General features: G+C 49.6%; 15 protein-coding genes and 1 pseudogene. 15 read left to right on the top strand and 1 reads right to left on the bottom strand.

The annotated features are described in order from the left end of the window. Positions 1 to 54 precede the first annotated feature (54 nt). The 7 genes from EKM94_RS09080 to EKM94_RS09050 all read left to right on the top strand — a co-directional run bounded on the left by EKM94_RS09080 (position 55) and on the right by EKM94_RS09050 (position 5,971). Positions 55 to 918, top strand: a complete 864-nt coding sequence (locus tag EKM94_RS09080; RefSeq protein WP_164511177.1) for a phosphate ABC transporter substrate-binding protein PstS family protein — start codon at positions 55 to 57, stop codon at positions 916 to 918. After that, on the top strand, positions 915 to 1,844 hold the full coding sequence (gene pstC / locus EKM94_RS09075; protein ID WP_125600743.1) for a phosphate ABC transporter permease subunit PstC: 930 nt from the start codon (positions 915 to 917) through the stop codon (positions 1,842 to 1,844). The genes EKM94_RS09080 and pstC overlap by 4 nt, the downstream gene beginning before the upstream one ends. Beyond that, a complete protein-coding gene (gene pstA, locus EKM94_RS09070; protein WP_125600740.1) occupies positions 1,841 to 2,737 on the top strand; it encodes a phosphate ABC transporter permease PstA in 897 nt (298 codons plus the stop codon). The genes pstC and pstA overlap by 4 nt, the downstream gene beginning before the upstream one ends. A 2-nt stretch (positions 2,738 to 2,739) precedes the next feature. Beyond that, positions 2,740 to 3,549, top strand: a complete 810-nt coding sequence (pstB, locus tag EKM94_RS09065; protein WP_125600736.1) for a phosphate ABC transporter ATP-binding protein PstB — start codon at positions 2,740 to 2,742, stop codon at positions 3,547 to 3,549. A gap of 14 nt (positions 3,550 to 3,563) precedes the next feature. After that, positions 3,564 to 4,328, top strand: a complete 765-nt coding sequence (gene pstB / locus EKM94_RS09060; protein WP_125600733.1) for a phosphate ABC transporter ATP-binding protein PstB — start codon at positions 3,564 to 3,566, stop codon at positions 4,326 to 4,328. 42 nt (positions 4,329 to 4,370) lie between these two features. Further along, positions 4,371 to 5,054, top strand: a complete 684-nt coding sequence (gene phoU / locus EKM94_RS09055; RefSeq protein ID WP_125600730.1) for a phosphate signaling complex protein PhoU — start codon at positions 4,371 to 4,373, stop codon at positions 5,052 to 5,054. A 230-nt stretch (positions 5,055 to 5,284) separates the two neighbouring features. After that, positions 5,285 to 5,971 carry a YoaK family protein gene (locus EKM94_RS09050; RefSeq protein ID WP_125600728.1) on the top strand — a complete coding sequence of 229 codons (687 nt, stop codon included), beginning with the start codon at positions 5,285 to 5,287 and terminating at the stop codon, positions 5,969 to 5,971. 205 nt (positions 5,972 to 6,176) lie between these two features. On the opposite strand, the gene EKM94_RS12860 is transcribed toward EKM94_RS09050, so the two are convergent. After that, a complete protein-coding gene (locus tag EKM94_RS12860) occupies positions 6,177 to 6,311 on the bottom strand; it encodes a hypothetical protein (protein WP_263853248.1) in 135 nt (44 codons plus the stop codon). 1,111 nt (positions 6,312 to 7,422) lie between these two features. Here EKM94_RS12860 and liaX point away from each other — a divergent pair. The 8 genes and pseudogenes from liaX to EKM94_RS09005 all read left to right on the top strand — a co-directional run. Beyond that, positions 7,423 to 9,042 carry a daptomycin-sensing surface protein LiaX gene (gene liaX / locus EKM94_RS09040; RefSeq protein ID WP_164511176.1) on the top strand — a complete coding sequence of 540 codons (1,620 nt, stop codon included), beginning with the start codon at positions 7,423 to 7,425 and terminating at the stop codon, positions 9,040 to 9,042. Between the two features lie 29 nt (positions 9,043 to 9,071). Continuing rightward, positions 9,072 to 9,323, top strand: coding sequence for a PspC domain-containing protein (locus EKM94_RS09035; protein WP_125600718.1), 252 nt, complete (start codon positions 9,072 to 9,074; stop codon positions 9,321 to 9,323). Positions 9,324 to 9,411: 88 nt separating this feature from the next. Continuing rightward, positions 9,412 to 9,711 (top strand): hypothetical protein, encoded by a 300-nt coding sequence (locus EKM94_RS09030; RefSeq protein ID WP_125600715.1) that lies wholly within the window; start codon positions 9,412 to 9,414, stop codon positions 9,709 to 9,711. 331 nt (positions 9,712 to 10,042) lie between these two features. Continuing rightward, positions 10,043 to 10,993 carry an HPr(Ser) kinase/phosphatase gene (hprK, locus tag EKM94_RS09025; protein ID WP_125600712.1) on the top strand — a complete coding sequence of 317 codons (951 nt, stop codon included), beginning with the start codon at positions 10,043 to 10,045 and terminating at the stop codon, positions 10,991 to 10,993. Continuing rightward, positions 10,994 to 11,848 (top strand): prolipoprotein diacylglyceryl transferase, encoded by an 855-nt coding sequence (gene lgt, locus EKM94_RS09020; RefSeq protein WP_125600709.1) that lies wholly within the window; start codon positions 10,994 to 10,996, stop codon positions 11,846 to 11,848. A 163-nt stretch (positions 11,849 to 12,011) separates the two neighbouring features. Continuing rightward, positions 12,012 to 13,034, top strand: coding sequence for an NAD(P)H-dependent glycerol-3-phosphate dehydrogenase (locus EKM94_RS09015; protein WP_125600850.1), 1,023 nt, complete (start codon positions 12,012 to 12,014; stop codon positions 13,032 to 13,034). Between the two features lie 91 nt (positions 13,035 to 13,125). Continuing rightward, on the top strand, positions 13,126 to 14,073 hold the full coding sequence (trxB, locus tag EKM94_RS09010; protein WP_125600706.1) for a thioredoxin-disulfide reductase: 948 nt from the start codon (positions 13,126 to 13,128) through the stop codon (positions 14,071 to 14,073). 250 nt (positions 14,074 to 14,323) lie between these two features. Next, positions 14,324 to 14,440 (top strand): annotated as a pseudogene (locus tag EKM94_RS09005) (MFS transporter); the annotation flags it as partial. Between the last annotated feature and the right edge of the window lie 187 nt (positions 14,441 to 14,627).

The following is a 14,627-nucleotide window of genomic DNA, read 5'->3' as shown; positions in this document are numbered from 1 at the left end:
TCTGTTACATTGGCCTCGTATACTAGTTAGGTAGTTAACTTGGAGGACTTAAACTTGAAGAAAAAATGGCTCTACTTGCTAGGCCTGCCAGCCTTGACCTTAATGCTGACGGCTTGCGAATTCAAGCAAACCGGACAGTCGATCACCGCCGTCGGCTCCTCGGCGTTACAACCGTTAGTCGAAGCGGCGGGGGATGAATTTACTAAAGAGAACAGTGGCGAATTTATCAACGTTCAAGGTGGCGGGTCCGGGACCGGATTATCGCAGATCCAATCGGGTTCAGTGGAAATCGGCAATTCCGATTTGTATGCCAGCCAGAAAAGCGGGATCGACGCCAGTAAACTGGTTGATCATAAAGTGGCGGTTGTCGGGGTCACCCCGGTAATCAATCCTAAATTGAAATTGACAAATTTGAGCATCGCGGAGTTGGCTAAGATTTTCTCCGGGGACATCACGAATTGGCAACAATTGGGGGGACCTGATCAGACCATTGTGGTGATCAATCGGGCACAAGGTTCGGGCACGCGCGATACCTTTGAACGCTGGGTCATGAAGGGACAAACCTCAATGCAGGCTCAGGAACAGGATTCAACCGGAATGGTGCGCCAGATCGTGGCTTCCACCCCGGGCGCGATCAGTTACATGGCCTTTCCCTACGTTGATAAAACAATCAAAACCATTAAAGTGGACGGGGTGAGTCCAACTTCGGCCAATGTGACGACCAACAAGTGGCAGATCTGGTCCTATGAGCATATGTACACCAATGGCCAACCGACTGGTCTGACCAAACGCTTCATGGCTTACGTGCTGTCGGACAAGATCCAACAGAAGGTCGTCGCGGAAATGGGTTATATTCCCGTCAACGACATGAAGGTCAGCCGGACATTGAAAGGAAAGGTGGCGAAAATCAACTCATGAAAAATGATGAAATTCGTGCGAGTTTGTTGAAACGCTCGCGGGCAACTAAAAACGAACGCTTTGGCAAGATTTTGACCGGGTTGTGTATCGCGATTATCTTGACCGTCGTCTTGGCGATCTTCTACTTCGTCGCCTCAAAAGGGTTGGCGACATTCTTTAAAGATAAGGTCAATCTTTGGAAATTTCTGACCGGGACCGTCTGGAACCCAGGCACCACCGACGCGCAAGGCAACCCTCAAGTCGGAGCGCTGCCTATGATCGTGGGCTCTTTCGGCGTTACTTTCTTAGCGGCGATCGTCGCGACGCCTTTCGCCATTGGCGCGGCTGTCTTTATGACCGAGATCTCGCCGAAAGTCGGCAAGAAAGTCTTACAGCCCGTGATCGAATTGCTGGTGGGGATTCCTTCCGTTGTTTATGGGTTCATTGGCTTGTCCGTCGTGGTTCCTTTTGTGCGGCGGACCTTTGGGGGTAGCGGCTTTGGCATCTTGTCCGGGACCTTTGTCTTGTTCGTCATGATCTTGCCCACAGTCACGTCCATGACCATCGACGCTTTGAACGCGGTCCCGCGAAATTATCGTGAGGCGTCCTTAGCACTGGGCGCGACCCGCTGGCAAACGATTTATAAAGTGGTATTGCGGGCGTCAACTTCGGGCATTATCACCGCGGTTGTTTTCGGGATGTCCCGGGCTTTTGGTGAGGCGCTAGCCGTCCAAATGGTAATTGGGAACGCGATGTTACTACCAAGTAACTTGATTTCGCCAGCGTCCACCTTGACGTCAGTTTTGACCATGGGCATGGGGAACTCAGTGATGGGCACCTTAAGTAATAACGCGCTGTGGTCCTTGGCCTTGTTGCTATTGATCATGCCGTTAGTCTTTAACCTCATTATTCGGCGAATTGCCAAGAAGGGAGCGATGCATCGATGACACCACGTAAATGGGATAAAGTGGCGACAACCATGTTGTACCTGATTTCGGGATTCATCATTGTCGTACTCGCTTTCTTACTCCTCTATATTTTGATTTCTGGTTTGCCCCATGTGACTTGGAAATTCATTACCGGCCGCTCAAGCTCGTTCGCCGCTGGTGGTGGGATCGGCATCCAGCTGTTCAACTCCTTGTATTTATTGATTCTCTCCATGTTGATCTCAATTCCGCTATCTTTAGGCGCCGGCATTTATCTCTCTGAATACGCGCCGAAAAATTGGCTGACTGATTTGATCCGCAACATGATCGAAATCCTAAGCTCCTTACCATCCGTTGTCGTGGGCTTATTCGGCTTTCTGGTGTTTTCGATCAACATGAAATTAGGCTTCTCGATCCTTTCCGGAGCCTTGGCCTTGACTGTTTTCAACCTGCCTTTATTGACGCGAAAAGTTGAAGATTCTTTACAAGCGGTCCATTACACGCAACGTGAAGCGGGTTACGCATTAGGCTTGTCCCGCTGGGAAACCGTGACGCACGTGGTGGTTCCGGCAGCGTTACCTGGGATTCTGACGGGGATGATCCTCGGCGCTGGCCGGGTCTTCGGTGAGGCGGCCGCGCTGATTTATACGGCTGGCCAAAGTTCACCGCCACTAGACTTCAGCAATTGGAACCCAACTTATATTGCCAGCCCCCTGAATCCATTGCGCTCCGCCGAAACATTGGCGGTCCATATCTGGAAGATCAACTCAGAAGGCATCATTCCTGACGCCAGCGCGGTGTCCGCCGGTTCATCGGCAATCTTGATCTTATTCGTTTTGTTATTTAATTTTGCGGCTCGGTACTTCGGCAACAAATTGTATCGCCATTTGACGGGCGCAAGGGAGCGAGGTTAAGCATGGAAAAATATGATCGTTCCCAACGTTATTTGAAAGAATTGGATGATGGTCAACATGAAATCGCCTTGTCCACGGATGATCTGCACGTTTCTTACGGAACGAAAGAAGCGATTCACGGGGTTTCCCTGGCTTTTGAGCGTTTTAAGATCACCGCGTTGATCGGCGCCTCTGGTTCGGGGAAATCCACTTATCTGCGTTCGTTGAATCGAATGAATGATAATATATTCGGAACCAAGGTCACTGGCAAAATCATGTACCGCGGGCTGGACGTGAACAGCAACGACATTGATGTTTATGAAATGCGGAAGCATATTGGCATGGTGTTCCAGCAGCCCAATCCTTTCGCCAAATCGATCTATGACAACATCACCTTCGCGCCGAAACGCCATGGTGAACGGCGCAAGGCCGCTTTGGATGAGATGGTGGAAACGACCTTGAAACAGGCGGGCTTGTGGGAACAGGTCAAAGATGATCTGCACCAAAGCGCCTTGGCGTTATCCGGTGGTCAGCAGCAGCGACTTTGTATTGCCCGGGCCATCGCGATGCAACCGGACATTCTTTTGCTAGATGAACCGGCCAGTGTTTTGGACCCGATTTCGACCGCCACCGTTGAGGACACGCTACTGCAATTGAAGGAACATTATACGATCATTATCGTGACTCACAATATGCAGCAAGCTGGACGGATCAGCGATTACACCGCCTTTTTCCATTTGGGCGACGCGCTGGAATACGATGAGACCCGGAAGATCTTCACCCGACCGAAAATCAAGGCCACTGAAGATTATGTCTCCGGACATTTCGGCTAAAAAGGAGTTTGAGCATGGCAGAAAACAAAAATGTGATCACTGTTCAAGATCTCCATTTGTATTACGGACAGCTTGAGGCCCTGCGTGGGGTCTCCATCGATTTCCGTAAAAACGAGATCACGGCGGTCATTGGGCCGTCTGGCTGCGGCAAGTCGAGTCTCTTGAAAACCATTAATCGGTTGAATGACCTGATTCCCAATGTGACGGTGACCGGTACGGTCAAACTGAATGACCAAGATATTTACGCGCCCAGCATGGACGCGGTGGAATTACGCAAACAAGTGGGGATGCTGTTCCAACAGCCTAACCCTTTCCCCTTTTCGATCTATGATAATGTTATTTATGGCCTGCGGATCTCAGGTGAGAAGAATAAGCAAGTTTTGGATGAAGCGGTGGAGCGTAGTTTGCAAGCCGCCGCGATTTGGGATGAAGTGAAGGACCGGTTGCACGAGAATGCGATGGGTCTATCTGGTGGTCAACAACAGCGGATTTGTATTGCCCGCGCTTTGGCGACGCGGCCGAAAGTTCTGCTGATGGATGAACCGACCAGCGCGCTGGATCCAATTTCCAGTAGTGAGATCGAACGAACCATGTTAGAATTGAAAAATGATTATAGTATTGTCATTGTGACCCGGAATATGCAACAAGCTTCCCGAATGTCTGATCGGACCGCCTTTTTCTTACAAGGTGAGTTGATCGAATACGGTCAGACGCGAGATATTTTCCTACAGCCGCAACAGAAAGAAACGGAAGATTATATTTCCGGACGCTTTGGCTAGTTGAGATCATGACAATTAAGAATGAATAGTGAGGTAAAGTGAATGTTCAGAAGAAATTTTGAAGATGAGTTGAATGATCTCCACGTCCGTTTCTCAGAAATGGGAATGATGGTCAATGAAGCGATCTATAAATCCGTCAATGCCTTTATCAATCATGATAAAACGCTAGCCAAGGAAGTGATTGAGGCCGACGCGCGCATCAACCAGCGTGAAGTCGATCTGGAGAAACGTTCCTTCGAAATGATTGCCCTGCAACAACCTGTGACTGGTGATCTGCGGATGATCGTCACGGTGATGAAGGCCAGTTCCGATCTGGAACGCATGGGTGATCACGCGGTCAGTATCGCCAAGTCAACGATTCGGGTCAAGGGCAATGTCCGTGTTCCTGAAATTGAACAAACCTTGGCGGAAATGGCGACCAAGGTCAAGCAAATGGTCGAAGAAGTTCTGGACGCTTACGTCAAGGCAGACATGAAACGGGCTCGGGAAATCGCGTTGGAAGACAAAAACATCGACGCCTTCTCCGGCAAAGTTTACAAAATGTGCCTGAAACAAATGCAATCCGACCCCGATACCATCGTTGGTAGCATGGATTACATGTTGGTTGACAGCTATTTGGAACGGATCGGCGATTACGTGACCAACATCTGTGAATGGATCGTTTACCTAGAAACCGGGAAATTGGTGGAATTAAATGCCAATGCCAAAGAGGACAACATCTTCTAAAATGAATTTTATGAAACAGACTGGGCTTGCTTGGTCTGTTTTTTCATTGCTTTCGCGATCATATGCGTTAGTGCGACGCCTTGCTAGTGGCCAAGGTGGATCTGTTTTAAATGGATTTGCTGGTTTGCGCTGATTTTTCAGAGATTTTCCGCAAAAGCGGCGGGAACGCTGGTCTTTTTTTCTGAAAATAGTATACTAGAAGGCATAACGTTTGAGGAGGAGACCAATTTTTGTCTAAAGAATGCGATCCCATGCATGAGCACTTACTGATCGGCTTTTTGCTGACCATGGCCGGCGGGGCATTGGACGCTTACTCATATCTCAATCATGGCCAAGTTTTTGCGGGACTACAAACCGGTAACGTGATTTTGTTGACGCTGCATTTGGCGCAGGGTCATCTGGAAATGCTGGGGCGTTATTTGTTTCCCTTGCTGGCCTTTTTCATCGGTGTTTTCGCGACGGTCTCGATTGAACACCACTTTGACAAGAATGATCGCTTTCTTTGGCAACACATTGTCCTGATCGTGGAAATCATCGGGCTGATCATTGTGGCGTTTGTCAGCCCCCATCTCAAGAATATTTGGGTCACCTGCTTGATTTCATTGATCGCCTCGATTCAATATCAAACTTTCAGAAAAGTTCGCGGCCGTCCTTTTGCCACCACCATGACGACTGGAAATTTACGAAATACCGCCGTGTTTCTCTGGCTGGCTCTCCTGAAAAAGGAGCCGGAAAACCTACGTAAGGCGCTAGAAACGCTGTTGATCGTGGTGGCGTTTATGCTTGGCGCGGTGATCAGCGGGCTGTTGACGCCGATTTATCACAACGCGACGGTGTTGTTCATCAGCGCTGATCTGGCTTGTGTCTTGGCGATTCTGCTGATCATGCAGCGGCATGGGCAAGAAGAAGCCATCTAATCTGTTATTTTGCGAACGTTCCTTTGCGGAACGTTTTTTTGATCTCGTCTGACTGCAGGTTTTAGTGGGTGTTGCGCGTGAGCGCAACCGGCTGGGACTGCTGTTGCGGACTGGAAACGTGCTCACCGACCCAGCTCCCTGCGCTTAGCTACGCAATTGTTCCGGAAGCAAAATGCGGCTTCCAAAACAATTGCTAGGCTAATGCTCAGGAGCTACCCGGGTCGGTTCGCACTCTGTTTCGAACGTGGTGGGCATCGTTTGAAGCCAATCCGCAAAGAGCGCGGCTTGTCTTCAAATCGAGCCTTGTCCTAAGCGGCAAAGCCGCCAAGGACAGTTTCACCACTGAGCCGCGCAGTCCCAGCCGGTTGCTAGGCAGAATTGAGCTTATCTGCAATCAAAGTTGGGTATCTGACGAAGTGGTTTTGCGAGCTAGAGGTCAAACAATTGCTTTCTTTGGGGTGGTACGGCAACACCAACTGATTCCAAAGGTCCGCGCGCTGTTATTGAACCTTTGCTTGATGAGTGGGTTTAGGAGAGACGCAACCGCCTCAGGACGTTTGTCGTGGCTGGAACGCGGTGGACGCTGTTTTGAGCCAACCCGCAAAGTGCGCGGCTTGTCTCAAAATCAGGTCTTTGTCTAAGTGATAAATCACTAAGACAAATTTCACCGCTGAGCCACACGTCCTGAGGCGGTTGCTAGGCAGAATTGAGCTTATCTGCAATCGAGGCGAAGGATTCGACGAAGTGCTTTTTGCAAGATTGAGGTCAAACAATTGTCCGCTTTTGGGGTGGTATGGCAACATCAACAGATTTGAATTAGTAGGTCGATACAGTTTGCATTGATTGGACATCTTTACCTGTTCCCTAAACAATCCACGGGTGGAAATCGGCCGATTCAGTTGATTCACTAAGAACTGAGTTTGTTCATCAGACGGGCTTTACTGGTGTCACCAATTTAAAGCTTGTAACCACTAACCACGGTCGTCAACTGCGTGGTTCTCCATCAATTGACCATAGCTTGCCAGCCGGCGTGAGTGCTCAACGGCTGCTAAAACGTTGAGCGGCTGGAGCGGAGCGTGGCGTTGGTGGTTCGTTTACTCGTTGGCGGAAGGTCGGGCTGGGGGTGAGTCAGCCGCGATATTATTGTTGGCGATTTATCGCCTACAATAAGGCCGAGTTTTGAGCTTTTCGGTGGGCTTCCGAAAAGCTCAAAATCGTGCCCGCCGCGTTCCACCACCCCCAGCCCGACCTGGAGCCCCACCACATCTGCCCACCACCAACGCCACGCGCAGCGCAAGCTGCGGCCAACCTACTATTATCATTTGAACCATTCTCCGCAAAAAGTCACAGGTCTGAGCCGAAAATCCACCCTAAGGCCTATGACGAAACCGAAATAAACAGGCATAATAGAGAATGTAATCAATGCGAAGTGACCAATGGAGGTTATCGATATGAATGAACGTCAACGTATTCTAGAATTAGTAAAAAAAGGTGTCATTACCTCAGAAGAAGGTTTGGTTCTGCTGGAGAACTTAGCCAAGAAAAATTCCGAAGCCGAACAAACCGTTAATTTCAAAACCAATCAAACCACGGCGCAACCTGAAGACAAGCAGGCTGATGCCACCTCGACCCAAGTTAAAGATACTGATGAGGCTGCTGAGGCGGAGCGTGATCGCGCCGAGGCCGAAGCTGATAGAAAAGAAGCCGAAGCAGATCGGGCTGAAGCGGATCAGCAACGCGCTGATGATGATGCCGCTGCTGGCGATGATGACCAACAACGCTATGAAGACGAATTGAATCGGCTGAAGGCGGAGTTAGGTGAATGCATTCAGTCACAATCAGAAACCAATCGGAAAATTGCCGCCGTGCAGAAGCAAATCGATTTTGATCAAGAACACATCACGGTAATTGATGCGATGGAAGATCTGGATAGCTTGACCGATGAGAAACGAGAAGAGCGTGGCGCGGCGAAACGCCGGGTCGTGGAATTGCAGCAAACCATCGAAAACTTGCAGTTGACCCTGGATGAGCTTAATCACAAAATCAGTGATTTGAATAAGCAGATCGCTAAGATCACCCGGGACCGGATCAAGGCCAGCATCCATTTCGATGATATTCGCGATCAAACCGCGGAAACGTTCGGTAATTTCGGCGATAAAATGGCTGATTTCGGTACGCAAATAGGCGGTTACGTTCGCGATACCGTCAAGAGTGTGGTTGACAATATCGATTGGAACGATGTGACGGTCAAAGTCCCTGGCTTGGCTTCAACGAGTTTGAAGCATGACTTCGTTTATCCGGCTTGCGCCGCGACCATCCTTGATATTAAGAATGCCAATGGCGATGTGGTTTTGCAGACTTGGGACAGTGAAGACATCAAGGTCGTTGCCGATATCAAGTTTTATGGTAAGCTGGACGGCGATTTGCTTTCAGCTTTCGCAGAGCGCAGTCGCATCGATGTGAACGATGATCATTTCATCTTCCAGGTTCCAAACAAGCGGATCCGCGCTAACCTTGAGATCTTCTTGCCTGAACGGACTTATGACCACATCAATGTGCGGTTATTGAATGGCGGCCTGCGCGCGGAACAATTGCACTTCAAAGATGCGTACCTCAAGACCACCAATGGTAAGATCACGCTAAATGGCGCCGAAGGAACAATGGCGGAAATTGAGGATACTAATGGTAATGTGGAGTTGCAGGAAATCAATTTGCGTCAAGGTCTGCTGAGTACAGTCAATGGTTCGGTGATCGTCGCAGGCAAGGTCCAAGCTGGCGAATTCTCCACGGTCCACGGCTCGATCAAAACATCATTGAGCAACAACGATTTGCATCGTCTGAACATTTCTTCCGTCAATGGCAATGTGAAAGTTTCTTTGCCACGTGACCTGGCTTTTGCTGGTCACGGTCAAACGAAATTTGGCAATGTCAATACCCGCAGTTACAACTTGGAAATCGTTGATAGTCGTTCAACCACCGGTGCTAACGTGACCTTTAAACGTGGCGATAATGGTGCTAAAATTGAACTGACGAGTACTTCTGGTTCGATTTTCTTGAAAGATAACAATTAGAAACAGTTTAACTCGGGGAGGAGTTTAGGATGAAAAAGAAATTATATCGCGCCCGTCATGATGTGAAAATTGCCGGTGTTTGTAGCGGTTTAGCCGATTATTTCAATATCGATGTGACCTTGATTCGGGTGATTTTCGCGGTGTTGGCGTTAGGCTGGGGCTCGACGATTGCCTTGTATATTATTTTGTGGATCGTCATTCCGGAAGAACCTCGGGATGCGGGCCACAGTGAGAAGAAACGGAAATCCGTCGATGACAATGGTCAATGGAGCGATTTCTAGAGCGGCCGGCATGACTGGCAGGATTCGGTTAGTTTCAAGTCGATGATGTGTGGGTTGCCAGACCACGGAAAATAAGTGAGGTGTTAAGATGTTAACGTTGATTTTACTTTTGATTTTCATACCAATATTGTTGATCGTGGTCTTTAGTCTGATTGCTGGCGCGGTTGGTCTGGTCTGGGGCATGTTGAAATTCCTCTTGCCCGTGATCATTATCGCCGCTTTGATCAATCTCGTCTTTAGTCGGCACCGTCGCGAGTCCCGGACGCGACCGATGACCTATGAGAGTTACGATGAGCATCAGTCAGTGAAGCGGCCGCGGAAAGATTTGCATGACGTTCATGTGCATGACCAACATGCGAATGATGACGACGAGTGGAGCGACTTCTAAGCGTTGGACCAATTGGATCAATCAGATAAATGGAAACTGCTTTAATGAGCGAGAAGCTTGGGTAAACATCGTGTTTGCCCAGGCTTTTTTTGCGAGCTGTGGTGGCGCGTCGGTCGCGACGTCGACCATTAAGTTGCCAGTACTGGTCGCTAAGTTGCTGGCCCCGGCGCCAGTGCCGGGGTCTTGAGCTTGACCGCGGCAGAATGCCGCGGTTTTGCGGCCGAGATTTACTGGGTCCTTGGCCTTGTCCGAAAGTAAACTAGTGAATTTCGCTGAAAAAGCAGGGGAATAATGTTAAAATTAAAGGTAAATGAAGGCGCAGGAGGAAATCATGGCTGAAGGTATTACAGTTAAACAATTAGTTGATGCGGTGGGATTGCACGTTTTCTCAGGGAAAGAGTTCTTGGGCGACCGACAAATCACGATCAGCGATATTTCGCGACCAGGCTTGGAATTGACTGGTTACTTTACTTATTATCCCCACAATCGTTTGCAAGTGTTTGGCCGGACGGAATCGGCGTTTGCGGCTAGTCTAACGGCGGAAGAGCGTAAAGTTATTTTCCAACGGATGTCGGAGAAGGACACGCCTGCCATGGTGATCAGTCGTAGTTTGCCTGCGCCGGATGAATTGATCGCCATGGCGACGGCGGCAGGGATCCCGGTCTTAGGTTCGGATTTGCCGACGACGCGCTTATCCAGTGTGCTGACCGAATATCTCCATGATCAGTTGGCCGAACGCCGCAGTATGCATGGGGTTTTGGTCGATGTTTATGGTTTAGGCGTGTTGATCGTGGGTAACTCTGGCGTTGGTAAGAGTGAAACCGCCCTGGAGCTGGTCAAGCGAGGTCATCGCTTGATCGCCGATGATCGGGTGGATGTCTATCAAAAAGATGAGAATACCATTGTGGGCGAAGCACCGAAAATTCTGAAGAACTTAATGGAAATTCGGGGCATCGGCATCATTGATGTGATGAATCTGTTCGGCGCCGGCGCGGTGCGGACGGAAACGGAGATTTCTTTGATCGTCAATTTGGAAAACTGGCAGAAAGATCAGAATTATGATCGCCTAGGTAGCAATGAGGCGCAACAATTGATTTTTGATGTGCCGATCCCTAAGATCACCGTGCCTGTTAAGGTGGGTCGTAACTTGGCCATTATTATCGAAGTCGCGTCAATGAACTTCCGAGCGCGGAAGATGGGTTATGACGCGACAGAAATGTTTGAAAAGAATTTAAGTTCCTTGATCAAGGAAAACTCTGCGACAGACGAGGGTGACCACTAGATGACGAATTTGATCCAAGCTTTGAATCCAACAGCATTGCGGCTGGGCCCTTTGCATATTCAATGGTATGGCATTATTATTACGGCTGGCGTGTTGATCGCGGTTTACATGAGTCTGCGTGAAGGCGCGCGCCGTAATATCAGCGGCGATGATCTGATGGACCTGATTTTCTGGATGTTGCCACTTTCCCTGGTGGGTGCGCGGCTTTACTATGTGATTTTCGAATGGGATTATTATCGCGCGCACCCGGCGGATATCATTAAGATCTGGAACGGGGGGATCGCCATTTATGGTGGACTGATCGCCGCTTTGATCGTGTTACTGATTTTCTGCGCGAAACGGTTCATTCCTGCTTGGTTGGTCCTTGACGTGATCGCGCCGACCGTGATTTTGGCCCAGGCCATTGGGCGTTGGGGTAACTTCATGAATCAAGAAGCCTATGGCGCCAAAACAACGCTGAGATTCTTGCAGTCGTTACACTTGCCCAACTTTGTGATCAAGCAAATGTTGATCGATGGCGCCTATCGCCAACCAACTTTTCTCTATGAATCGGTTTGGAGCTTGCTCGGCTTTATTCTTCTGATAGCTTTGCGTCACCGCCATCACTTGTTCAAGCAGGGTGAGATTTTCCTTAGTTACGTGATCTGGTACGCGATCGGACGTTCTGTGGTCGAAGGAATGCGGACCGATAGTTTATATCTGTTCGGTTCAATTCGAGTTTCCCAGGCGTTGTCGCTAGTCCTGATCGTGGTGGGGATCGTGTTGATCATTGTCCGTCGCCGCCTAGACCCACCAATCGAATGGTATTTGGACGGAAACACCCTATTTGGACCAGCAAAGTCAAAAAAAGAGTGAGAGCCACCCCGGGTAGTGCTTGAGCATTAGCCTAGCGATTGTTTTGGAAGCAAGGTTTTGGCTTCCAGAGAAATTGCGTAGCTAAGCGGAAAGCACTGGGGTGGGGAACACGTTTGAAAACAATAGTTAAAGATTAGGAGTGGATTTTTTGCCAAGTCAACCAATGAAAATCGCAGTATTAGGTGCCGGTTCTTGGGGCACCGTCTTAGCGGATCTGTTGGTCCATAATGGACACCAGGTGATGCTGTGGGGCAATAGCCAGCCAGTCGCCGATGAAATCAATCAAGCCCATACTAATCGGCATTATTTGCCGGAGTTTGCCATCGATCCCGCCGTCGAAGCAAGTTTGGATCTGGAGGCGACGTTGGCGGACGCGGCGGGTATCTTATTTGTGATTCCCACGGCAGCGATGCGGATCGTGGCGAAACAAGTCGCGGCGGTGTTGGCGAAGACTGGGGCGAAACCAATCTTGATCAGCGCGACGAAAGGTTTGGAACAGAATTCCCACAAGCGGATCTCCCAGATCATTGGTGATGAATTCCCTGCGGAATTGGCGCAAAGTTTGGTGATCTTCTCAGGACCCAGCCACGCGGAAGATGTGGCGACCCATGATATTACCTCGTTGACCGTCGCCTCGGAAAATATCAAGGATGCCGAGTGGGTCCAGGGTATTTTTATGAACGAATATTTCCGCTTGTATACCAATGATGATATGGTTGGTGTTGAATTAGGTGGCGCTTTGAAGAACGTGATCGCAATCGGCGCTGGGGTATTGCACGGCTTGGGATATGGCGATAATACCAAGGCGGCGTTGATCACCCGTGGGATCGCGGAGATCAGCCGGCTGGGCATTGAATTGGGCGCGAACCCCTTGACCTTTATGGGGTTGTCGGGTATTGGCGACCTGATCGTAACCTGTACCAGTGTCCATTCCCGTAATTGGCGTTGTGGCAATGCCTTAGGTCAAGGTCAGAAGTTGGCCGATGTGTTGACCAACATGGGCATGGTTGTGGAAGGTGTGGGCACCGCGAAGGCCGCGCATGAACTTAGCGCCCAGTGCAACGTGGAAATGCCGATCTCCGAAAGTATTTACCGCGTTCTCTACGAAGACGCCGACGTTCATGAAGAAATCGATCGTCTGATGCAGCGCAAAGGCAAACGGGAGCTAGACTTCCAGCGGTATTAAGCCTCTGATTTCGTCAGTTCGGATTAATCAGTGGACAAAAAAGGATTTTTGCAGTATAGTTTAACTTATTAAAAGTAAGGGAGATTTGACCATGACAAAGCAATATGATGTGATCGTGATCGGCGCCGGTCCTGGTGGGATGACGGCGGCATTGTACGCATCGCGCTCAAATCTGTCGGTATTGATGCTTGATCGGGGAATTTATGGTGGTCAAATGAACAATACCGCAGAAATTGAGAACTATCCTGGCTTTACTTCGATTTTAGGCCCAGAATTGGGCGAGAAAATGTACGCGTCCGCGACGCAATTTGGCGCGGAGTACACCTATGGCACCGTTAAAACGGTCGAAGATCATCATGATTATAAAACCGTGATCACCGATGAAGGCGAGTACCAAGCCAAGGCTGTGATCATCGCCACTGGCGCGGAACACCGGCATCTAGGCGTTCCCGGCGAGGAAGACTATTCTGGCAAGGGTGTTTCCTACTGTGCGGTCTGCGACGGCGCCTTCTTTAAGGGCCGAGAAGTCGCGGTGATCGGCGGCGGTGATTCAGCTGTTGAGGAAGGCATTTATTTGGCGCAATTGGCGAGCAAGGTGACGATCGTTCATCGCCGTGATCAGCTGCGGGCGCAAAAGATTTTGCAACAACGGGCTTTTGCTAACGACAAGATCGAATTTGTTTGGAATGCCCAAGTTGAAGCCATTGAAGGCGACGGCCAGAAAATCACCTCAGTACGCTATCGTGATAAGGTAAGTGGTTTAGAAAAACAATTGCCAGCGTCTGGTGTCTTCATTTATGTTGGCATTGAGCCGATGACCGAACCTTTCCGCGCGTTAGGCGTGTTGGATGAGGCGGGTTGGATCCCAACTGATGAACAGACTCGCACTAAGGTACCCGGCGTCTTCGCGGTGGGTGATGTGCGTGCCAAGCATCTGCGCCAAATCGCCAATGCGGTCGGTGAAGGTGGACAGGCTGGCCAAGCGGCTTTCGATTTCATTCAAGAATTGCAAGACGAACAAAGTGGGCGGACCGTCTAGTTAACAAATTTAGAGTGGGTGCGCAACAAGCAGGCTCGCGCAGCAGGTTTCAAGTAGCGCGTCAACGCCATTGATCGGTAGAAAAACGATCAATGGCGTTTTTTTGATGGTGGGGCAGGTGCTGGGGGGGTCCACGATGATGATCATTGTGGCTGAAACGGCGTTATAACGGTTGTTTTGCGTCCTGATCCGCCCTATACTGAAGACTAATACTAGCTAAAGTTTAGCTTGATCGAGGTAGGTAAAATTCATGGAAGATGAGCGAATCTCTCCTAAAGTTGTCGGCGCGATCGTCGCTACAGGCTTACTCTCTTTTGCGGGAGTGATTGTGGAAACGGCGATGAATATTACGTTTCCAACGTTAGTCAACCACCCGTGACTAAAGTCACAGGCTTGTGAGAGCATCGCCTAACGGCGACACGACCACAATTTGCTTAGATACAGCCATCGCCTGCAAGCAGGTCTTACGTGCTAATTACCAAAGCCTTTAGAGTCCGCAGGTTGCCAGACGGACTGTGATTCTTAGTTAAGGGCTAAGCCTTTAGCCAAGATAT

Source organism: Lapidilactobacillus achengensis, assembly GCF_003946655.1.
In the GTDB taxonomy this organism is placed as follows: Bacteria; Bacillota; Bacilli; order Lactobacillales; family Lactobacillaceae; genus Lapidilactobacillus; species Lapidilactobacillus achengensis.
The sequence above is the reverse complement of the archived record's forward strand: the minus strand, read 5'-3'. Positions and strand labels throughout refer to the sequence as shown.